This window comes from Streptomyces sp. NPDC007084, from assembly GCF_040703595.1.
In the GTDB taxonomy this organism is placed as follows: Bacteria; Actinomycetota; Actinomycetes; order Streptomycetales; family Streptomycetaceae; genus Streptomyces.
Window position 1 is genome coordinate 41560 of sequence record NZ_JBEYFY010000033.1, and the last position, 21171, is coordinate 62730.

16 protein-coding genes and 2 pseudogenes are annotated in these 21171 nt (G+C 71.8%); 8 read left to right on the forward strand and 10 right to left on the reverse strand.

Annotated features, from left to right (window positions below):
- A pseudogene (locus tag AB0912_RS24140) lies at nucleotides 1-319 on the forward strand (hypothetical protein); the annotation flags it as partial.
- Nucleotides 320-360: 41 nt separating this feature from the next.
- A complete protein-coding gene (locus tag AB0912_RS24145; protein WP_366703075.1) occupies nucleotides 361-2004 on the forward strand; it encodes a peptidoglycan-binding protein in 1644 nt (547 codons plus the stop codon).
- A 252-nt stretch (nucleotides 2005-2256) separates the two neighbouring features.
- Here the strand turns inward: AB0912_RS24145 and AB0912_RS24150 are convergent, their stop codons facing one another.
- Nucleotides 2257-4569: an FdhF/YdeP family oxidoreductase gene (locus tag AB0912_RS24150; protein WP_366703077.1), complete on the reverse strand. Its 2313-nt coding sequence runs from the start codon at nucleotides 4567-4569 to the stop codon at nucleotides 2257-2259.
- 309 nt (nucleotides 4570-4878) lie between these two features.
- On the opposite strand from AB0912_RS24150, the gene AB0912_RS24155 reads away from it, so the two are divergent.
- The gene (locus AB0912_RS24155; RefSeq protein ID WP_366703079.1) at nucleotides 4879-5367 is read left to right on the forward strand and encodes a GreA/GreB family elongation factor; all 489 of its coding nucleotides are present in this window, start codon (nucleotides 4879-4881) and stop codon (nucleotides 5365-5367) included.
- A 216-nt stretch (nucleotides 5368-5583) separates the two neighbouring features.
- Here AB0912_RS24155 and AB0912_RS24160 read toward each other — a convergent pair whose 3' ends face one another.
- The 5 genes and pseudogenes from AB0912_RS24160 to AB0912_RS24180 form a co-directional block, all read right to left on the reverse strand.
- Nucleotides 5584-5862 (reverse strand): hypothetical protein, encoded by a 279-nt coding sequence (locus AB0912_RS24160; protein ID WP_366703081.1) that lies wholly within the window; start codon nucleotides 5860-5862, stop codon nucleotides 5584-5586.
- 64 nt (nucleotides 5863-5926) lie between these two features.
- A complete protein-coding gene (locus tag AB0912_RS24165) occupies nucleotides 5927-8515 on the reverse strand; it encodes an ATP-dependent Clp protease ATP-binding subunit (RefSeq protein ID WP_366703083.1) in 2589 nt (862 codons plus the stop codon).
- A gap of 353 nt (nucleotides 8516-8868) precedes the next feature.
- A pseudogene (locus AB0912_RS24170) lies at nucleotides 8869-9675 on the reverse strand (family 1 encapsulin nanocompartment shell protein); the annotation flags it as partial.
- Between the two features lie 2 nt (nucleotides 9676-9677).
- Nucleotides 9678-10811: a Dyp-type peroxidase gene (locus tag AB0912_RS24175; protein WP_366703085.1), complete on the reverse strand. Its 1134-nt coding sequence runs from the start codon at nucleotides 10809-10811 to the stop codon at nucleotides 9678-9680.
- 263 nt (nucleotides 10812-11074) lie between these two features.
- Nucleotides 11075-11710 (reverse strand): DUF1345 domain-containing protein, encoded by a 636-nt coding sequence (locus tag AB0912_RS24180; protein ID WP_366703087.1) that lies wholly within the window; start codon nucleotides 11708-11710, stop codon nucleotides 11075-11077.
- Nucleotides 11711-11967: 257 nt separating this feature from the next.
- Between AB0912_RS24180 and AB0912_RS24185 the strand changes: the two genes are divergently transcribed.
- Nucleotides 11968-12357, forward strand: a complete 390-nt coding sequence (locus AB0912_RS24185; protein ID WP_366703089.1) for an NUDIX domain-containing protein — start codon at nucleotides 11968-11970, stop codon at nucleotides 12355-12357.
- A gap of 64 nt (nucleotides 12358-12421) precedes the next feature.
- Here AB0912_RS24185 and AB0912_RS24190 read toward each other — a convergent pair whose 3' ends face one another.
- Nucleotides 12422-12913 (reverse strand): PaaI family thioesterase, encoded by a 492-nt coding sequence (locus AB0912_RS24190; RefSeq protein WP_366703091.1) that lies wholly within the window; start codon nucleotides 12911-12913, stop codon nucleotides 12422-12424.
- 131 nt (nucleotides 12914-13044) lie between these two features.
- On the opposite strand from AB0912_RS24190, the gene AB0912_RS24195 reads away from it, so the two are divergent.
- From AB0912_RS24195 to AB0912_RS24210, 4 genes are all read left to right on the forward strand, one after another.
- On the forward strand, nucleotides 13045-13590 hold the full coding sequence (locus AB0912_RS24195; protein WP_366703093.1) for a helix-turn-helix domain-containing protein: 546 nt from the start codon (nucleotides 13045-13047) through the stop codon (nucleotides 13588-13590).
- Between the two features lie 174 nt (nucleotides 13591-13764).
- Complete coding sequence (locus tag AB0912_RS24200; RefSeq protein WP_366703095.1) at nucleotides 13765-15138, forward strand: diacylglycerol kinase family protein; 1374 nt, start codon at nucleotides 13765-13767, stop codon at nucleotides 15136-15138.
- 195 nt (nucleotides 15139-15333) lie between these two features.
- A complete protein-coding gene (locus AB0912_RS24205; protein WP_366703127.1) occupies nucleotides 15334-16104 on the forward strand; it encodes a polysaccharide deacetylase family protein in 771 nt (256 codons plus the stop codon).
- 95 nt (nucleotides 16105-16199) lie between these two features.
- Nucleotides 16200-16640, forward strand: a complete 441-nt coding sequence (locus AB0912_RS24210; RefSeq protein WP_366703097.1) for an SRPBCC family protein — start codon at nucleotides 16200-16202, stop codon at nucleotides 16638-16640.
- A gap of 107 nt (nucleotides 16641-16747) precedes the next feature.
- Here AB0912_RS24210 and AB0912_RS24215 read toward each other — a convergent pair whose 3' ends face one another.
- From AB0912_RS24215 to AB0912_RS24225, 3 genes are all read right to left on the reverse strand, one after another.
- On the reverse strand, nucleotides 16748-17953 hold the full coding sequence (locus AB0912_RS24215) for a glycoside hydrolase family 6 protein (RefSeq protein ID WP_366703099.1): 1206 nt from the start codon (nucleotides 17951-17953) through the stop codon (nucleotides 16748-16750).
- 318 nt (nucleotides 17954-18271) lie between these two features.
- Nucleotides 18272-19426 carry an XdhC/CoxI family protein gene (locus tag AB0912_RS24220; protein WP_366703101.1) on the reverse strand — a complete coding sequence of 385 codons (1155 nt, stop codon included), beginning with the start codon at nucleotides 19424-19426 and terminating at the stop codon, nucleotides 18272-18274.
- Between the two features lie 75 nt (nucleotides 19427-19501).
- Nucleotides 19502-20959 carry an NCS2 family permease gene (locus tag AB0912_RS24225; RefSeq protein ID WP_366703103.1) on the reverse strand — a complete coding sequence of 486 codons (1458 nt, stop codon included), beginning with the start codon at nucleotides 20957-20959 and terminating at the stop codon, nucleotides 19502-19504.
- Nucleotides 20960-21171: the final 212 nt, after the last annotated feature.

Sequence of the window (21171 nt, forward strand, 5' to 3'; positions counted from 1 at the left end):
CAGCATCGACGGCGACCCCGGCCCGAACACGATCAAGGCGCTCCAGCGGATGCTGAAGTTCGGCTGGAGCTACACCGGCGCCATCGACGGCGACCTCGGCACCAACAGCTGGAAGGCGATGCAGCGCCACCTGCGGGCGTACTGGAGCTACACCGACAGCATCGACGGCGACCCCGGCCCGAACACGATCAAGGCGCTCCAGCGGATGCTGAAGTTCGGCTGGAGCTACACCGGCGCCATCGACGGCGACCCGGGCTCGGGCACCCGCGCCGCGTTCAAGCGCTTCGCCAACGACTTCTCGTCCGCCTACCCGTGCTGAACCCCCCGCCGTCGCAGAACCGAAGGAGTTGTCCCCCGGACATGGGAAGACCCGCGATCCACGCCTACGCCGACAGCGCGCCCCCGCGCCGCCGGAGCCACCTCCACGGCGGCCCGGGGTGGCAGACACGGCTCGGCACCTTCGCCGCGACCGCCGCGCTGCTCTCGGCCGGCGTCCTGATCGGCGCCGGCCCCGCCACGGCCGCGCCGGCGGCGGTCAGACTGACCTCGTCGTCCTGCCCCGCCGAGATCGTGCAGGGCCAGAAGAGCGGCTGTGTAACGGAGTTGCAGCAACTGCTCAACGCCCACGGCGCCGGTCTCCAGGTGGACGGTGAGTTCGGGGCCAACACGTACTACGCGGTGCGCGAGTACCAGGCGGCCACCGCGATCGCCGTGGACGGCCGGGTGGGCCCTCAGACCAAGAGCAAGCTGTACGCGACCGGGGGCTCGGCGCCCGCGCCGGTCAACCTCATGTCCTCGTCCTGCCCGGCGAACATCGTCAAGGGCAACAAGGGCGGCTGTGTCACCGAACTCCAGCGGCTGCTGCGGCACCACGGCTACTCGATCGAGGTGGACGGCGACTTCGGCGCGGGCACGGAGAGCACGGTCCGCAGCTTCCAGTCCGCCCACGGACTGTCGGTCGACGGTCAGGTCGGCACGAACACCAAGCGGGAGCTGTACGACACCGACGAGTCGCCGTCGACGGGTCTCGACCTGAGGTCGGCGTCCTGCCCGGCGAACATCGTGGAGGGGCAGACCGGCGGCTGCGTCGCCACGCTCCAGGCGCTGCTGAACGGCAAGGGCCAGCACATCGGCGTGGACGGCGAGTTCGGGCCGCAGACGCTGGCGGCCGTGAAGGCCTTCCAGTCGGCGAGCGGTCTATCGGCCGACGGTGAGGTGGGACCGAACACCAAGACCGCGCTGTACTCGAACATCGGCGGTGGCGGCGGCAACGGCGCTCCGGCGCCGGTCAACCTGAACTCCGGGTCCTGCCCGAACGAGATCGTGAAGGGGCAGAAGAGCGGCTGCGTCACCGAGTTGCAGAGTCTGCTCAACCATCACGGTGCCGATCTCGCCGTCGACGGCGACTTCGGGTCGCTGACGGACAGTGCCGTGCGGGACTTCCAGGCCGAGAAGGGCCTGTCGGTCGACGGCCATGTGGGTCCGAACACCAAGGCGGCCCTGTACGGGGCGGTCGCCCCGCCGTCGTCACCGCCGCCCGGCGGCGGCTACAGCAAGATCCTCAGCGTGGCCTCCGCCGAGGTCGGCACGACCGAGGGCAGCGCCCGGGCGAACAGCTACGGCTCCGCCGTGGGCCTGTCGCTCTCCACGAACGACTACGCCTGGTGCGCCACGTTCGTGAGCTGGGTCGGCAAGCAGACGGGCGCCACGTCCTACCGCAACACCTATGTGTCGGGCTGGGTCAAGCAGGCCCGGGCCGGCAACTACCACCTGTCGGTGACGAGCAGCCCGCAGCCGGGCGACATCGTGGCCTACGACTGGAACGGGGGCAACGACTTCACCGGCGGTCACGAGCACATAGGCATCGTCCGGACGGTGTCCGGTTCCAGCTTCACCGCCGTCGAGGGCAACACCGGCAACCCCAACGGCAGCGGCGAGGGCGTCTACATCAAGAACCGCAGCACCAACAGCAATTACGACGTGCTCTTCATCCGGGTCCGCTGAACGGACGCGGTGAACTGACGCGCCACTGGTGACCGGACGCTCGACAGGCCGGGTGCGCCGCAGGACTTCTGCGGCGCACCCGGCCCAGTCGCGTCCCGTAAGAACCGTAAGAACCGAGAGGGCCGAGAGGACCGAGAGGACCGCGAGGACCGCGAGGACCGCGAGGACCGCGAGGACCGCGAGGACCGCGAGGACCGCGAGGACCGCGAGGACCGCGAGGACCGCGAGCCAGCCAGAGCCGTCGGGCCGGGCTCAACTCGCCTTCTCGATGGTCACCTTGACGTGTTTCATCAACGGCTGGTCGCTCTGGAGGCTGTAGTCGCCGATCGCGCACAGGACGTTCATCTCCGGCATGTAGCCGGCCGCGCAGCCCCGGGGGATGCCGTAGGGGATGGCCAGATAGCCGTCGAGGCGGCGGTGGCTGCCGTCCTTGGCGGTGGCGACGATGTTCACCGGGTCGAACTCGCCGACGCCGCGTTCGCGCATGTCGTCCTCGTTCATGAAGACGAGCGTGCGCAGGTTCTTGATGCCCCGGTAGCGGTCGTTGTCGGAGTAGATCGTCGTGTTCCACTGGTCGTGGGAGCGCATCGTGCCGAGCGCGAGGGTGCCGGGCGCGGGGATCACGTCGGGCAGCGGCGCGGTGGAGAACTCGGCCTGGCCGCTCGGGGTGAGGAAGACCAGTTCACGGGCGGGCTGCTTGATGCGGAAGCCGAGCGGCAGCCGGACGCGCCGGTTGCAGTCCTCGAAGCCGTCGAGGGTCTGCGCCATGGTGTCGCGGATGCGGTCGTAGTCCTCGACGTACCACTCCCAGGGTGTGGTGCTGTCGGGCAGGGCGGCGCGGGCCATGCCGGCGATGATGGCGGGCTCGGACAGCAAGTGCTTCGAGGCGGGCCGCTTCATGCCGATGGACAGGTGCACCATGCTCATCGAGTCCTCGACGGAGGTGCTCTGCAGGCCGCCGCGCTGGTGGTCCTTCTCGGTCCGGCCGAGGCACGGCAGGATGAGCGCCCGCCGGCCGTGCACGAGGTGGCTGCGGTTGAGCTTGGTGCTCACCTGGACGGTCAGGTCGCAGTTGCGCAGTGCCGCGTAGGTGTACGGGGTGTCGGGCGCGGCGAGGGCGAAGTTGCCGCCCATGCCGACGAACACCTTCACGTCGCCGCGGTGCATGGCGTGGATCGTGGCGACGGTGTCCATGCCGTGCTCGCGGGGCGGGTCGATCCCGCAGACCTCGCCGAGCCGGTCCAGGAACTCCTGGCCGGGCCGGTGGTCGATGCCGCAGGTCCGGTTGCCCTGGACGTTGCTGTGGCCGCGCACCGGTGAGGGTCCCGCGCCCTCGCGGCCCAGATTGCCGCGCAGCAGAAGGAGGTTGACGATCTCCCGTACGGTGTCGACGCCGCGTTCGTGCTGGCTGACGCCGAGGCACCAGCTCATGATGGAGCGGTCCGCCTGGCGGTACACCTGGGCGGCCTTGAGGATGCCGTCCCGGTCGATGCCGGACTGGCGCTCGATCTCCTCCCAGGGCGTGGCCTCGCACAGGGCGCGGTAGTCGTCGAAGTAGGCGGTGTGCCGGTCGATGAACTCCTGGTCCAGGGCCTTGGGATCGGTCTTCGCCTGTTCCAGCACGGCCTTGGACATGCCGCGCAGGAGCGCCATGTCGCCGCCGACGCGGACCTGGAGGTTGAGGGTGCTGGTCCGCGTCGACTTGTTGAGGGCCATGTCCGTGAAGTCGTGCGGCACGATGGTGCGGGTGGCGGCGGCCTCGACGAGCGGGTTGATGTGCACGATCTGGGCGCCGCGGTCGTAGGCCTCGGCGAGGGCGGTGAGCATCCTCGGCGCGTTGGAGGCGGCGTTGACGCCCATGATGAACAGGGCGTCGGTGGTCTCCCAGTCCTTGAGGTCGGCGGTTCCCTTGCCAGTGCCGAGGGATGCCGTGAGCGCGCGCCCGCTGGCCTCGTGGCACATGTTCGAGCAGTCGGGCAGGTTGTTGGTGCCCAGCTCGCGCGCCATCAACTGGTACAGGAAGGTCGCCTCGTTGCCGAGCCGGCCCGAGGTGTAGAACGAGGCTTGGTTCGGGTCGTCCAGTTCCCGCAGCGTACGGCCGACGAGTTGGAACGCGTCGCGCCAGCTGATCGGCACGTAGTGGTCGGTGTCGGGGTCGTAGACCATCGGCCCGGTGAGCCGGCCCTGGTCCTCCAGGTCGAAGTCGCTCCACTCGAAGAGTTCGCTCACCGAGTGCGCGGCGAAGAACTCGGGGCCGACGCGCTTGCCGGTCATCTCCCAGGTGACGTGCTTGATGCCGTTCTCGCAGATGTCGAGGTGCAGGCCCTTGTTGTCGTCGGGCCACGCGCACCCCGGGCAGTCGAAGCCCGTTCGCTCGTGGTTCATGCGCATGATGGCGCGCGGGCCGTCCACGAGGGCCTTCTCGCTCACCAGGACGCGGGTGACGCTTTTGGCAGCACCCCAGCCGGCCGCCGGGTGGTGGTACGGATGGAATTCCGGTTCACCGTCGGGGGTGGGTCCCACATGGGGTTCCACACCGTCGCGGCCGTTCTGGGATGCGTTCAAGAGTCTCACCGAGCCTGGAGCCGGGTCCGCCTGGTCTCAAGTCGAGCTACGTCTGGGGTCGTTTCCCGTGGTTCGCGGCGTGCTTGCGCCTGCTCTTCTTCTTGCGGCGTCGCTTCGAGGACATACGGGACCTCCCTCACTCGCGGACTGCGGACGCGTCCTGTCGCGCGGTGCGGCAGAACGGGTCCGGGAACACCGCGTCCCACGATTCCATACATCACAAACCGTCGCGATTCGACCTAGGATCGAATGATCTGCTCCGTCCGGCGCGGCAGCCTGCCGGACGGTCCCCTATCCCGAGGAGCGGGCATGCCCAGCGAACCAGCGCCGATCAGCGAGGCCGCCCGGCAGGCCCTCGAACAGGAACTCGCCGACCTGCGCACCGAGCGCGATACCGTCTCGGCGACCCTGCGCGGCTCCGACTCCGAGGTGGGCGACCGCGCCGACGAGGCGGACGAGTTGCAGCGCGCCGACGACCTGCGACGGCTGGACGACCGGATCACGGACGTCACCACGCGGCTGCGCCAGGCGGACCTGGCGGGGCCGCCCCCGACCGGCCAGGTCGGCGTGGGCAGTACGGTCACCGTCCGGTTCGGCGACGGCACGGTGGAGACCGTACAGATCGGTGAGACGGCGGTGGCGCGGGACCGGACACTGGTCACCGCCGACAGCCCCCTCGGCCGCGCGCTGCTCGGCCACGGCCCCGGGGACACGGTGACCTTCGACGCCCCGGACGGCGAGGAGAGCGCGGTCGTGGTCTCCCTCGGCGACGGGTCCGCGACGGGCGACGACGGCTGACCGGGACACGGCCGGCCTGCGACCTGACCGGGACCGGGACACGGCCGACCTGACCAGGCCACCGCCGGCCTGACCGGGACCGGCCTGACCTCACCTGACCAGGACACCGCTGACCGCGGGGCCACCGTCACGTACACGGTCCGTCGCGCACACGGTCCCCGCGGTCGGCCGGCGCCGGCCGGTCTTGTCGCCCGGCCACTCCGGTTGCCCGCTCCCTCAGCCCTCGTAGTGCGACGGCGGGAAGGGGTCCCGCTCCCGTCGGGTGAGCCGGCCAGACGGCATCTCACCGGTGCCGACCTCGCGGTCGATCTCCTCGCGCTCCTGCCGGTAGTCGGCCTCCGGGTCGTCCGTGGGCCCGCCCGGCAGGCCGACCTCGCGCCGGTCGCGTTCCGTACGCGCCTGGAGTTCGTCCTCGTCGACCCTGCGGGGCATCCCCCTGCTGTGGCCGTGCTCCGGATCGCCTTCGACAGCTCGGTTGGACTTGTGGTGCGTCATGCGCAGCCTCCTCAAATGGACTGCCCGGCAGGGGAGTTCCCCCGGCCGGGCACGCCTTTCGGTGTCAGGAGCCCTCCGTCCCGTCGTTCGTCGCGCCGTCCCGCCCGTCCGCCGCGCCGCCGGCCGGCTCCCCGCTCCCCGGCGTCTCCGCGTCCCCGTCCCCGTCCGCCGGGCCCTCGCCCTTGCGTACGGTGCAGTGGAGGGAGTCGTCCACGACGTCGGCGACGATCGTGTCGCCGGGTTCGGCGTCGCCGCTGAGCAGCAACTCCGCGATGCGGTTGTCGAGTTCGGTCTGGATGGTGCGCCGCAGCGGGCGGGCGCCGAACTCCGGCTGGTGACCGTGGGCGACGAGCAGCTTCTTCGCCGCGTCCGTCACCTCCAGCTTCATGCCCTGCGCGTGGACCCGGCGTTCGCTCTGGCCGAGCAGATGCTCGACGATCTCTCCGAGGTCGTTCTCGCTGAGGCCGTGGAAGATGATGATGTCGTCGATGCGGTTGAGGAACTCCGGCAGGAACCGGGTCCGCAACTCCTCCATCAGCACGTCCTTCAGCTCGGACACATCGCCCTTGTGGTCGAGGATCAGATGCGCGCCGATGTTGGACGTCATGATCACGACGCAGTGCCGGAAGTCGACGGTGCGCCCCTGGCCGTCCGTGAGCCGGCCGTCGTCCAGGATCTGGAGCAGTGTGTTGAAGACGTCGGGGTGCGCCTTCTCGACCTCGTCGAACAGCACCACGCTGTACGGCTGCCGGCGGACCTTCTCGGTGAGCTGGCCGGCCTCGTCGTAGCCCACGTATCCGGGCGGCGCGCCGACCAGGCGGGCCACCGTGTGCTTCTCCTGGAACTCGCTCATGTCGAAGCGGGTCATGCGGTTCTCGTCGCCGAAGAGGAGTTCCGCGAGGGTCTTGGCGAGTTCCGTCTTGCCGACGCCGGTCGGGCCGAGGAACAGGAAGGAGCCGACGGGCCGGTTGGGGTCGCCCATGCCGGCGCGGTTGCGGCGTACCGCTTGTGAGACGGCGGTGACCGCCTCGTCCTGGCCGACGATGCGGGAGTGCATCTCCTCCTCCAGCTTGAGGAGCTTCTCCTTCTCGCTGGCGGTGAGTTGGGAGACCGGGATGCCGGTGCGCCGGGACACGATGTCGGCGATGTCGCGGGCGGTCACGGAGACCACGCCGGCGCGCCGCTCCTCGATGCCCGCGAGTTCGCCCTCGGCCTCGGCGATCTGTTCCTTGAGCCGGCCGGCCCGCTCGAAGTCCTCGGCGGCGACGGACTGGTCGCGTTCGCGGCGCAGCTTGGCGATACGGTCCTCGCGCTCGGCGACCTCGGTCGAGCGGCTCGCACTGCGCAGCCGTACCCGCGCGCCCGCCTGGTCCATCACGTCGATGGCCTTGTCGGGCAGGAACCGGTCGCTGATGTAGCGGTCGGACAGTTCGGCGGCGGCGGCGAGGGCGCCGTCGGCGAAGCGGACCTGGTGGTGGGCCTCGTAGGCGTCGCGCAGGCCTTCGAGGATCTGCACCGTCTCCTCGACGGTGGGCTCCGGGACCATCACGGGCTGGAAACGGCGTTCGAGCGCCGCGTCCTTCTCCACGTACTTGCGGTACTCGTCGATGGTGGTGGCGCCGACGACGTGCAGTTCGCCGCGCGCGAGGGCGGGCTTGAGCATGTTGCCCGCGTCCATCGAACTCTCGCCGGAGGCGCCCGCGCCGACCACGGTGTGGAGTTCGTCGATGAAGAGGATGATCTCGCCGTCCGAGTCCTGGACGTCCTCGATGACCTTCTTCAGGCGCTCCTCGAACTGGCCCCGGTACTGGGCGCCCGCCACCATGCCGGACAGGTCGAGCGAGACGACCCGCTTGCCCTTCAGCGTGTCGGGCACGTCGCCGGAGACGATGCGCTGGGCGAGCCCCTCGACGATGGCGGTCTTGCCGACGCCGGGCTCGCCGATCAGAACCGGGTTGTTCTTGGAGCGGCGGGAGAGGATCTCGATGGTCTGCTCGATCTCCTCGGCGCGGCCGACCACCGGGTCGAGCTTGCCCGCCTTGGCCTCTTCGGTGAGGTCCCGCCCGTACTCGTCCAGGGTCGTCGCCGGTTTGTCGGGCTCGGCGGAGCGGCTGTCCTGGCGTGCGGCGCGCTCGGTGAGTCCGGCCAGTTTCCGCGCGTCCTGGCCCTCGGCGCGCAGGAACCGGGAGGCGCCGCTGTCGGCGTCGCCGAGCAGGGCGCCGAGGATGTGCTCGGGGCCGATGTAGGAGACACCGGCCGCCTGCGAGCGGGCGTAGGCGGTGGCGAGGGTGCGCTTGGCGGCGGGGGTGAGGCCCGGCTCCGAGGACGGCTCGCCGGCCTCCCGGGGCAGCACCTCGGCGAGCTGCCCGGCGAGGGTGTCGGGATCGGCCCCGGCCTGGGCGAGCAGCGAGCGCGCGGGTTCCACCTTGGTGGCCGCCCACAGCAGGTGCTCGGTGTCGAGGTCGGAGGTGCCCTCCTCCATGGCGCGCCCCGCGGCGAGGTTGAGCAGTTCCTGCGAGGACTCGGTCAGCAGCCGCCCGATCGGCACACGCTGCACCGCGGGAGGCGATGACGCGGGTGACATACCGAAAAAGCGGTTCAGCAGTTCACCGAAGGGGTCGGACGAGCCGAATCCGTACGTCGACATCGACATGAGCAGCTCCCGGAGCGGCGACGAGTACTCTCCACCATTTCGCGGGGCCTATTGCTCCGCAACCGGAGGGAATGTCGCGGATGCCCGGTCCGCCGAGCGCGGTGATTGTGGGGCGAGCGGCCAACTCGCCGTAGGGGAAGACGCGTTGGACAGACCGACCGACCGGGGGGGGGTGCCGTACGCACGGCACCGCGGGACCGCGAGCGGGAAGGGCGGTGCCGTCAGCCCTTGTCCGTGCCCGCACCCGTGCCCGCACCCGCGCCCGTCTCCGTGCCCGCACCCGCGCCCGTCTCCGTGCCCGCCCCTGTGTCCGTGCCCGCCCCTGTGTCCGTGCCCGTCTCGGTCCACGGGTCGAGGGCGACCACGGCCTCGTCGGTGTAGACGAGGAAGGTGAAGGTCTGCCGGAAGTAGAGGTCGATGCCGGAGGCGTCGTGCGAGGTGTAGCCGATGGCGAGATCCTCGCCGAGCCGCAGTTCGTAGTCGCCGCCCCGGGTGGTGAGCAGGAAGGCGCCCTCGACGGCGGGCGCCCAGACGAGCCGGCCGTCGAGCATCCGGCCGAGGTGGGCGGCGATGGGGTAGCCGTGGTCGGAGGTCTCGCTGACCGCCGTGTACGCCTCGGCGCCCAGCAGCAGCGTGTACGGGCCCTGGACGCCGGCCAGCCGCAGGGTGCTCAGGGCGTGGCTGACGGCGTCGGGGAAGTCGCGCGGCTCGGCGGGCAGGCGCAGCACCGGGTTGGAGGTCCGGGCGCGCAGCCCGTCGACGCTCGCGGCGGCGTAGCCGTTGAAGACGGCCTGGTCCTCGGCGAACGCCATGGTGCGGGCGGCGTCCTTGACCGGCTGCCAGTCGGAGTCCTTGGCGCCCCGCTCGACGTCGTCCACGGCGTCGCGGCCGACCCGGAACGGCACGGTCAGCTCGACCAGCGGCTGCACCTGGCGCAGCCGGGCGGTGACCCCGGGTGAGGGTCCGTCGATGCCGGAGAGGTGGCCGGTGCCGACGGCCGCGAGTTCCGGGCCCTCGGGGCCGGTGACGTCCACGACGCGCCGTCCGGCGAGGTTGCGGCGGAAGGTGCGGCGCGCCTCGTCCTCGATCTCGGCCCAGGCGGCGGGCGTGATGGGGGCGAGTTCGCGGTGCAGGTTGCCGGTGCCGTCGAACGTGGTCATGTTCAGACTCCTTTGAGGCTGCCGATGCCCAGCGAACCGTTCGCCACGGGCCGCTCGGAGGGAGCGGGGGGCCGCTCGGAGGGAGTGGCGGGCCGCTCGGTGGGAGTGGCGGGAGGCTCGGCGGGGTTGGCGGGCAGGTCCGCCGCCGTCTCCGCCGTCTCCGCCGTTTCCTCGCCGGGGGGCGCGGAGACGTCCGCGTCCACTGTGCCGGGGGCGGCGGGAAGGTCGTCGAGGAAGTCGACGGTCGGGACGTGGAAGAGGCAGCCGGTGATCGCGGTCGAGAAGTCGAGGATGCGGTCGTGCGGGGCCGGGCCGTCGCCGAGGAACATGTTCCGCAGCATCTGCTCGGTCACGTCGGGGGTGCGGGCGTAGCCGATGAAGAAGGTGCCGAACTCGCCCTCCCCGGGGGCGCCGAACGGCATGTTCTCCCGCACGATCTTGCGTTCGTCGCCGTCGTCGTCGGTGATGGTGTTGAGCGCGACGTGGGAGTCGGCCGGTTTGACGTCGTCGGGGAGTTCGACGTTGGCCATCTTGGTGCGGCCGATGACCCTCTCCTGCTCGGTGTCGGGCAGCGCGTTCCAGGCGGCCATGTCGTGCACGTACTTCTGGATGATCACGTAGCTGCCGTCCGCGAAGTCCGGGTCCTCCTCGCCGACGAACACGGAGTCGGCGGCGAGCTGCCCCTCGGGGTTCTCGCTGCCGTCGACGAAGCCGAGCAGGTCGCGCTCGTCGAAGTACTTGAACCCGTGGACCTCGTCCACGGTCGCGCACGCGCCGTCGAGGCGTTCCATGACGAGCCGGGCCATTTCGAAGCAGAGGTCCATGCGGTCGGCGCGGAAGTGGAAGAGCAGGTCGCCGGGGGTGGCGGGGGCCCGGTGACGCTTGCCGTTCAGCTCCACGAACCGGTGCAGCTCGCGTGGGCGGGGCCCGCTGAACAGACGCCCCCAGACATCGGAGCCGATGCCGACAACGCAGGCGAGCCGCTCGCCGGGCGCGCGGAAACCGACGGAGCGGCCGAGGCCCGACACGTCCTCCAGGAGGTCGCGGACCGTGTCCTCGTGTCCCGGGGTTACGGTGAGCACGAGGAAGACGGTGGCCCTGGCCGGTCGGGCGATCACGGCCTGTCGCTCAGCCAAGAGTCGGCCTCCTCGTAAGACGCGGGACGCGGGACGCGAGGGTGCCCCACGGGTGCGGGACGGTCGGTGCTTTCCCCATCCTGCTGCGTACCGGAGGAATCCGCACGAGATCCGAACGGCCGGCACGCGATGCGAACGGCCGGCACGCGCTCCGAACGGCCCGCACGAGATCCGAACGGCCGGCACGCGCTCCGAACGGCCCGCACGAGATCCGAACGGCCGGCACGCGCGACGCGCGGCGCCGGGGCCCCGCTCCGGCCGGGTCAGCCGCTGACGATCCCCACGACGACGTTGATGGCCGTGGCGAGGATGCTCGTGCCGAACACGTAGGAGAGAAGGGAGTGCCGGAGCACGATCGAGCGGATCTCGGAGCTGGACACGTCGGTGTCGGAGACCTGGTAGGTCATGCCGAGGTTGTAGCTGAAATAGAAGAAGTCGCGGTACGAGGGCGGGTCGTCCGCGTTGAAGTCGATGCCGCCGTTGTGCTCGTAGTAGACGTAGGCGTAGCGGGTGGCGTACATCAGGTGCAGCGCGGACCAGGCGAGGAAGACGCCGCACAGGGCGGTGACGGCCGCCGCGTGACCGTCGTCCGCCTTGCCGCCGCGCAGGAGCAGCAGCACGATCGCGAACAGCCCGCACAGGGAGACCGCGACGACCACGAACTCGTCGGTCACCGGCCGGAAGTCCTCGCGACGGGCGTTGCGGCGGGTGGCGGCGGCGTCCATGGGCCACAGCACGGCCCAGCCGGCCATGACGAAGAACAGTTCGGTGGCCGCGATCCCCGCCAGCAGCCCCAGCAGGATGTCGGTCGGGAACGCCACGGCCACCCCGACCGCGGCACCGAGAACGATCGCGCCGGTGAGGCGCGGCACCGCGTCCAGGGGGAGCTTCGTCCTCATACACGGCCACGTTAGCCCTGTTGCGGCGGGCCGGCCCGGCGGGGTCGGATGGCCCGGCGGGGTCGGATGGCCCGGCGGGGTCGGATGGCCCGGCGGGGTCGGATGGCCCGGCGGGGTCGGGTGCTCCGGCGGCCCCCGCGACGGGAACCGACGAGGGGCGCCCGCGCCGCGTGAAGCGACGTCCGGCGGGTAGGTACGGAACACCCTGGACGGGACCGGCCCGACGGCCGCGCGGCGACGGAAGGAACGGTTGGGCCATGACACTGGAGCAGACCGCCCGGGACACGGTGCAGGCGGTCGTCGTGGACGACGGCCTGCTGCTGCTCATCGACACGCCGGACGGCCGCCGGCTCCCCTCGGGCCCTCCCGAACTCGCCGAGCGTCCCCAGGCGACGGCGGCGCGGGTGGTCTACGAACTCACCGGCTATCTCGTGGACGGCTCCTCGATCCTGGAGCCGGAGGAGGAACCGGCCGAGGGCCCGGTGGCGGGACCCTCGACGGTGGTGTGCCGGCTGCTGAGCGACACGCCCTCCGCCGAGGCGCGGCTCACCCCCGAACAGCTCCGCTGGACCCCGTTCGCGGAGGCCATCGGCGCCGGACTGCCCGACGCCGTACGGCAGTACCTGGAGGGTCACACCCCCCTGTAGGCAGCCCCGACGTTCCCCAAGTCGCCCGCTCCTCAGGCGGGGACTTCCTCAGGCGGGGACTTCCTCAGACGGGGACGGGGAACAGCAGGCAACTGCTCGTGGTGTGGGCGAGCAACCGGTCGGCGGCGTCGAAGAGTTCGGCTTGCGCGAGGGCGGTGCGGCGCCCGCTGTTGAGGACGGTGCCGACCGCGCGGACCCTGCCGGTGTCCACGGTGACGGGCCGCAGGAACTTCACGTTCAGGTCGAGCGAGGTGTACCCCATGGCCGGGGGCAGCACGGACTGCACGGCGCAGCCGGCCGCGGAGTCCAGCAGCGTCGCGTAGACGCCGCCGTGGACGCTTCCGATGGGGTTGTAGTGCTCCTCGCCGGGGACCAGGGCGAAGACCGCGCGGCCGTGTTCGACCTCTTCGAGGGTCATGCCGAGGGTCGCCGCGATCGGCGGCGCGGGGAGGCGGCCGGCCTGCACCTCCCGGAGGAACTCCAGACCGCTGTACCGCCCGACGGCGGCGGCGGAGACGGCCGGGTCCTCCCAGTCGTAAGTGCGTGACCTGCCCATGACTCTCCCGCTCGCTCGACCGTCCGGCACGTGCGCCGCACCGGGTGCGTAATTCAGACTGGCTTCTTTTTTCGAAGCTAGCCAGTGCGCAGGCTGGCTGTCAATGTCGCAGCCAGCCTACGATGGGCCCCATGACATGGCTCGACACAAGCACCGAGAACTGCACGGTGCGGCGGACGCTCGACCTGATCGGCGAGAAGTGGTCGATGCTGGTGCTCCGGGACGCCATGAACGGCGTACGGCGGTTCGACGACTTCCGGCGGCATGTCGGGCTGTCCGAGAGCGTGCTGTCCGACCGGCTGCGGAAGCTGGTCGCGGCCGGAATCCTGGACACCGTCCCGTACAGCGAACCGGGCAGCCGCACCCGCCACGAGTACCGGCTCACCCGCAAGGGCTGGGAGCTGTGGCCCGCCATGATCGCCCTGAAGCAGTGGGGCGACCGTTACACGGCGGACCCCGAGGGGCCGCCCCTTGAGGTGCTGCACAAGGGCTGCGGTGACGAGGTCCGCGCGGTGGTGGTCTGCGGCGCGGACCACGGCGAGCTGACCCCACCGCAGGCCCGTACCCGCCCCGGCCCGTCGGCGAAGCGGGCGGCCGGGGCGGCGCCGGGGCCGGCATCGAGGTCGGGGCCGGAGTCGGAGTCGGAACCGACGGAGGCGTCCGCGCGCCCTCGGTGAGCGCGTCGCTCCGGACGGCCCGCGCGTCTCGGCAAACCGCCTGCCCATCCCGGCGGACGGCGGGCACCTCTCGCCGCAGCCGGCCGGCGCATCCCGCCGGGTCCGTGTGACCGGCGGCGCGGTTCCTCTCGTACGGTGAGCGCAGTGCGCCAGGGACCGAGCGGTGGAGGAACGATGACGGACACGAAGCCGCCCGCCCGCGAGCGGTGGGCGGCGCGGGCCGCGTTGGCCGCGGCGGCGCTCGCGGTGGCCGTACCGCTCTTCACCGGCGGGGTCCGGGGTGTCCTGCTCGTGGTCGCGGCCGTCGTCGGCATGGCCGTCGCGGCGGCGGCGCTGTGGTGGACGCTCACCCGGCGGGGACCCGCGCGCTGGATCGCGGGGACCCTGGCGATCGCCGTGCCCCTCGGCGTGATCGTGGTCCTCGCGGTCACCCTGCTGTGGACGCTGCTGCTGTCTCCCGTGCTGTGGGTCCTCGCGGTGTGGTGCGGCCGGTACGCGCTGCGCAGCGCCCGCGGCCGGGTCCGGCCGATGAAGGAGCACCGCACACCGCCGCCGCGACGGCCGTTCGTCCTGATGAACCCGCTCTCCGGCGGTGGCAAGGTGGCGCGGTTCGGTCTGGTGGAGAAGGCGGAACGGCTCGGCGCGCGGGTCGTGCTGCTCGATCCCGAGGAGCATCAGGACGTCACCGCGCTGGCCCGGCAGGCGGTCGCGGACGGGGCGGATCTGCTGGGCGTCGCGGGCGGCGACGGGACGCAGGCGCTCGTCGCGGCGGTCGCCGCCGAGCACCGCCTGCCGTTCCTCGTCGTCTCGGCCGGCACCCGCAACCACTTCGCGATGGACCTCGGTCTCGACCGCGACGACCCGTCGGCCTGCCTCGACGCCCTGCCGGACGGCGTGGAGCTGCGGGTCGACCTCGGCTTCGCGGGCGGCCACCCCTTCGTCAACAACGCCTCGTTCGGGGCGTACGCGGCGGTCGTCCAGGACCCCGCCTACCGGGACGACAAGATCGGCACCTCGCTCCAGCTCCTCCCGGACCTGCTCACCCGCCAGCGCGGGCCGCGGCTCACCGCGGAGGCCGCCGGGGTGGTCCTCGACGCCCCGCAGGCGCTGCTGGTCAGCAACAACCCGTACCGCACGGACGACCCGGCCGGGCTCGGCCGCCGTGAGCGGCTCGACTCGGGGCTGCTCGGCATCCTCGGCGTCAAGGTCGACAGCGCGGTGGAGGCCGCCGCCCTGCTGCTCGCCCCGGACCCGGCCGGTCTCTCCGTGCTCACCGCCCGTGAGGTGGTCGTCGGCGCCGACAGCGAGGAGCTGGAGGTCGGGATCGACGGCGAGGCCATGATGCTGCCGACCCCGGTGCGCTGCCGTGTCGAGCCGGGGGTGCTGCGGGTGCGCGTGCCGAGGAAGCGGCCCGGCGTCCCGGAGGCCCAGCCCCCGATGGACTGGCGGCGGCTGCTGTCCCTGGCCCTGCTGGTGGGCCGTACGGCCGGTGTGCGCCGCCCGGGCCACAAGCCGCCGGGACCGGACACCGTACGCAGAATCGTCTGACCCGGGGTCCGCCGGCTCTCTCCCCGATCGGATCGCACCTCGACCGGCGCTCCCCACCCAGCGCCCCCGATCGGCGCGTTCGCTGAGCACACTCGCGCAGCTCATCCAGGCAGCACATCCACGCAGCTCAAACGGCTATATATCCGGTGTATACACCGTATGTATAGTGCTCGCATGCCTTCTCCGCCCTGGAAGATGAAAAGACCCCTGCCCGGGTTCCGTACGGTGGCCACGATCTTCGCGGCCGCCGCGCTGGCCCTCCCGCTGGCGGGGTGCACGACCCTGCGCACCACCGCGCCGAGCGCCGCGCGGGCCAACGCGGGCGACGGCACCCTGCGGGCGGGGTTCGGCACCGTCGACTGCCGCCAGGCCAAGTGCATCGCGCTGACCTTCGACGCGGGCCCGAGCGAGCACTCGGCCCGGCTGCTCGACATCCTCAAGGAGAAGAAGGTCCCGGCGACCTTCTTCCTGCTGGGCAAGCGGCACATCGAGAAGTACCCGGAACTGGTGCGGCGCATGGCGGACGAGGGGCACGAGGTGGCCGGCCACACCTGGGACCACCGGATCCTCACCCGGATATCCCCGAAGGAGATACGCGAGGAGCTGCGCCGCCCGGACGACGCCATAGAGCGGCTCACCGGGCGCCGGCCGACCCTGATGCGACCGCCGCAGGGCCGCACCGACGACACCGTGCACGAGATCGCGCGGGAGGAGGGGCTCGCCGAGGTCCTGTGGAGCGTGACCGCCAAGGACTACATGACGAACGACTCCGCGCTGATAGAGAAGCGTGTCCTCCAGCAGTCGTCCCGGGACGGGATCATCCTGCTGCACGACCTCTACCCGGGCACGGTGCCCGCGGTGCCCGGGATCGTCGACGCGCTGAAGGAGCGGGGGTACGTGTTCGTGACGGTGCCGCAGCTTCTCGCGCCCGGCAAGGCGGAACCGGGCACCGTGTACCGGCCCTGACCTCGCGGCCCGGGCAGTGACCTCGCGGCACCGGCCCTGACCTCCGGTACCGGTCCTGGACTCGCGCCTGTCCGCGCGGCGCTTAGGCTCGTGCCGTGGTCCTCTTCGTCCTGGAACGCGTGTCCCGGCACTCCGTCGCCGAGAGCTGGCGCCGGCTGACCGACTGGCCCCGGCACGCGGACGTCGTCCCGCTGACCCGGGTGACCGTGCGCACCCCGGCGCCGACCCGGCGGGGCACGGTGTTCGTGGCGCGCTCGGGCATCGGCCCCCTCGCGTTCGACGACCCCATGGAGGTCACCGACTGGCGGCCACCGCGTGACGGCGGCCCGGGGCGGTGCCGGCTGGAGAAGCGCGGCGGGGTCGTCACCGGGTGGGCCGAGATCGAGGTCCATGCGGCGGCCGGCGGGGGTTCGCGGGTGGTCTGGCGCGAGGATCTGGACGTACGCGGGCTGCCCCGGTTCGCGGACCGTCCGCTGGAGCGGTCGGCGCGGTGGATGTTCGGACGGGCGACGGACGCGCTGCTGCGCGAGGGGTGAGACGCCGGTCAGCGGGCGGCGCCGTCCAAGGGCCGGGGGACGGCGCCGCCTCGCCGACAGCGGTGCGCCGCCGTCCGGGAGCGGCGGCGCACCGAGCTGACGGGCCCTCAGTTGCCGGGCAGAAGGGGCGGGTTGGCGAACCGCACCAGTTCCAGGGCCTGTTGGGGGAACCAGTCCCCCGCGGCCGGGTCGACCGTCCCGCGTTCCGGGTCCTTCGGGCCGGCCGTGCCGCGCAGGCAGAGGCCGTCCGACTCGCCGGGGGTCTTGATCCACAGACGGGCGTCCTGCAAGGGGTCGCCGGTGCGGAGCGTGGGTCGCGCGCCGAGGCCGCGGTCGGGCGGGTTGCACCAGTCCTGCGGGTCGGAGTACGTGCCGGCGGGCGGGATCCAGGGGCCCCGGCCGTTGCGGCTGGAGTCGGTGACGAAATGCTTCATCCGCGAGGCGGGCGTGTGCACATGGGCGTCGATCCAGGCCTGCGCCTCGGCGCGCGGCCGGTCCTGGTTCGGGCAGGCGGCGACGTCTTTGCCACCGGCGGCGTAGGCGAGGCAGGACGAGATCAGCTTGCCGTACCAGGAGTTGGCGTCGTCGGTGTTGTAGTTCGAGGCGTTGGTGTAGAAGCCGGAGGCGCGGGCGATCCCGCCCTTGATCAGGCGCGGCACGATGGAGTCGACGGTGTGCCAGCCGGGGTGCCCGGTGTCGAGATAGACCCGAGTCCCGGAGAGCGGCTCCAGCTTGTCGACGGCGTAGTTGACCTCGGCGTAGCGCGCGGCGGTCTTGGTGCCCTGCGCGTCGTCCTGGCCGCAGTCGTCCGGAAGCAGGGCGAGGGCGTCGGGTTCGAGGGTGACGATGGTGTCGCCGTGGCCGATCCCCCGGGCCACGGCGTCGATCCACTTCTGGTACTCGGCGGTGTTCGAGGCGCCGCCCGCCGAGTAGTTGGAGCAGTCGCGGCCGGGGATGTCGTACAGCGCGAGCACGGCGGTCGCCTCGTCCCGCCCGGCGTCCCGCACGACCGCCCTGACCTGCCGCTCCACCTCGCCGGGCGTCTGGTCGCCGAACCACACGGCCTGCGGGGTGCGCACCATGGCGAGGATGCCCGCCGCGTCACGCAGCCGGCCGGTCCGGGCGAGGTCGGCGGCCTGCCGGTAGGCGTCCGGGTTGGCGTCCGGGACGTACAGCGCGGGCGTCCGACCGGCGGCGGGGGCAGGGGCGGAGGCTGTGGCAGGCACGTCCGTGGCGTGGGCCGGGGGGACGCCGAGCAGCGCGGCGGCCCCCAGGGACAGGGCCGCGAGCAGGCCGGGGGTGCGTCGTCTCATGCGGGGTCTCATGCGGGTTCACTCCTGGGTCACAACGGTCGCGAGGGACGTGCGGGAGCGCTCCCACAGGAGACTCGCCGAGCTGTCTGCCTACGTCAATACACGCGACGGAATCCGGGCGACACGAGGGGAATCGGCTCACTGGAGCAGTGGGACGAGCGTCCGGGAGTACTCGCCGGGCCGTCCGGCGGTACTCAGCGGGCCGTCCGGGGCTGCCTTGGACGGGCCGGTGGGTGCCCGGGGCTGCCTTGAGGCGGCCTGGACGACAGAAGGCCCGCCCCGGTGCGGGGCGGGCCTCGCGCGCGGACGGCGGTGCGGTCAGGCCACCGACCCGATCCGGCGGCCCGGCGTCGCGGCCGGGTCGTGGTGGATGGGGGTGTGGGCGCCGGTCAGGGAGCGGCCGGTGCCGCCGCGGCGGTTGGCGACGATCTCCGAGGCGATGGACAGCGCCGTCTCCTCGGGGGTGCGTGCTCCGAGGTCCAGGCCGATGGGCGAGCGCAGGCGGGCCAGCTCCAGTTCGGTCACGCCGACCTCGCGGAGCCGCGCGTTGCGGTCGAGGTGGGTGCGCCGGGAGCCCATGGCGCCGACGTACGCCACCGGCAGGCGCAGGGCGAGCCGCAGCAGCGGGACGTCGAACTTGGCGTCGTGGGTGAGGACGCACAGGACGGTCCGGGCGTCGACCTCCGTGCTCTCCAGGTAGCGGTGGGGCCAGTCCACGACGATCTCGTCGGCGTCGGGGAAGCGGGTCCGGGTCGCGAAGACCGGGCGGGCGTCGCACACGGTGACCCGGTAGCCGAGGAACTTGCCCATGCGGACCAGTGCCGAGGCGAAGTCGATGGCGCCGAAGACGATCATGCGGGGCGGCGGGACGGACGACTCCACGAGGACGGTGAGCGGTGCTCCGCAACGAGAGCCCTGCTCTCCGATCTCCAGGGTGCCGGTGCGGCCCGCGTCGAGCTGGGCGGCCGTCTCCCCCACCACCGTGCGGTCCAGTTCGGGATGGGCGCCGAAGCCGCCCTGGTACGAGCCGTCGGAGCGGACGAACAGGGCGCGGCCCATCAGTTCGGCGGGGCCGCTGACGATCCGGGCGACAGCGGTCGCCTCACCGGCCGCGGCGGCGGCCAGCGCCCCCGCGAGCACCGCGCGGCGGGCGGTGTCCCGTACGCGGACCGGGGTGACGAGGATGTCGATGACTCCGCCGCAGGTCAGGCCGACCGCGAAGGCGTCGTCGTCGCTGTAGCCGAAGCGTTCGAGGACGCTCTCGCCGTCCTCCAGCGCCTGCCGGCACAGTTCGTAGACCGCCCCCTCCACGCAACCGCCCGAGACCGAGCCGATGGCCGTGCCCTCCGCGTCCACCGCGAGGGCGGCGCCCGGCTGGCGGGGCGCGCTGCCGCCGACCGCCACCACGGTGGCGACGGCGAAGTCACGGCCCTGCTCGACCCACCGGTGCAGCTCTTCGGCGATGTCCAGCATCTCGGTCTCCTTAACAGCGGTGCCAACAGCGGTTGCGTGGAGCGGGCCGGGCGTCCGTGGACGCCGGCCCGGGCGTCAGTGGACGCCCATCCAACTCTCGATCGGGTTGAGCGCGAAGTAGACGAAGAAGATCACCGTGAGGCCCCACATGAAGGCCCCGATCTCCCGGGCCCGGCCCTGGGCGATCTTGATGGCGACGTAACTGATCACGCCGGCCGCCACGCCCGCGGTGATCGAATAAGTGAAGGGCATGATCACGACGGTCAGGAAGACGGGGATCGCGGTGGCGCGGTCGGCCCAGTCGACGTGGCGCGCGTTCATCATCATCATCGCGCCGATGACCACCAGGGCGGCCGCCGCAACCTCGCCGGGCACGATCGCGGTGAGCGGGGTGAAGAAGAGGCAGGCCGCGAAGAACAGGCCGGTGACCACCGAGGAGAGGCCGGTGCGGGCTCCCTCGCCGACACCGGTGGCGGACTCCACGAAGACGGTCTGGCCGGAGGCTCCGGCCACCCCGCCGACCGCGCCGCCGGCTCCGTCGATGAACAGCGCCTTCGACAGGCCCGGCATCCGGCCCTGGGCGTCGGCGAGCTTGGCCTCGGTGCCGACGCCGATGATGGTGGCCATCGCGTCGAAGAACCCGGCGAGCACCAGCGTGAAGACGATCATGCCGACCGTCATCGCGCCGACCTGGCCCCAGCCGCCGAACTCGACCTTGCCGAAGAGCGAGAAGTCCGGCATGGAGACAGCGCTGCCGTGCAGCTCGGGTGCGCCGCTGGCCCACTGCCTGGGGTCGATGACCCCGGCGGCGTTGAGCAGCACCGAGACCACGGTGCCGGAGATGATGCCGATGAGGATCGCGCCCGGGACACCGCGCGCCTGGAGCATGAAGATCAGCAGCAGGGTGGCGGCGAAGAGCAGGACGGGCCAGCCGGCGAGTTCACCGGTGGCGCCGAGGCTGACCGGGGTCGCCTTGCCCTGGTGGACGAAGCCGGCCTTGACCAGGCCGATCAGCGCCACGAACAGGCCGATGCCCATGGTGATGGCGTGCTTGAGCGCCAGCGGGATCGCGTTCATGATCATCTCGCGGAGGCCGGTGACGACCAGGAGCATGATGACCACGCCGTACATCACGCACATGCCCATGGCCTGCGGCCAGGTCATCTGCGGGGCGACCTGCGAGGAGAGCACGCCGGACACCGAGAGGCCGGCGGCGAGGGCCAGCGGCACCTTGCCGACGAAGCCCATGAGCAGCGTGGTGAAGGCCGCCGCGAACGCGGTCGCGGTGATCAGCGCCTTCTGGCCGAGCACGTCCCCCGCCGCGTCCTTGCCGGACAGGATGAGGGGGTTGAGCAGCAGGATGTACGCCATCGCCATGAAGGTCGTGACGCCGCCACGCACCTCACGCGCGACCGAGCTTCCCCGCTGGGATATGTGAAAGTACCGGTCGAGCCAGGACCGTCCGGCCGGAACGCGGCTGCCCGCGCCCGCGTCCGTCGCGGCGGTCTTCGGCTCGATTGACTGCTGGGTCATGTGGGCCTACTCCCAAGGTTCAAAGGGGCACCCGCGGCAGCCGTCCTGACGGCTGCTGGAACCGCGCACGCGGTTACGGGATTTGGGAAGGTGCTTCGGCCGCACGACCCGGGGGACGGCCCGAGGCGAACGAGTGAAACCAGAGGAACTCTCATGCGGTACGTGCCTGTTGTGCTGCTGTTGCCTGCTCCCGGTCCGCGAGCGGTGCGGTT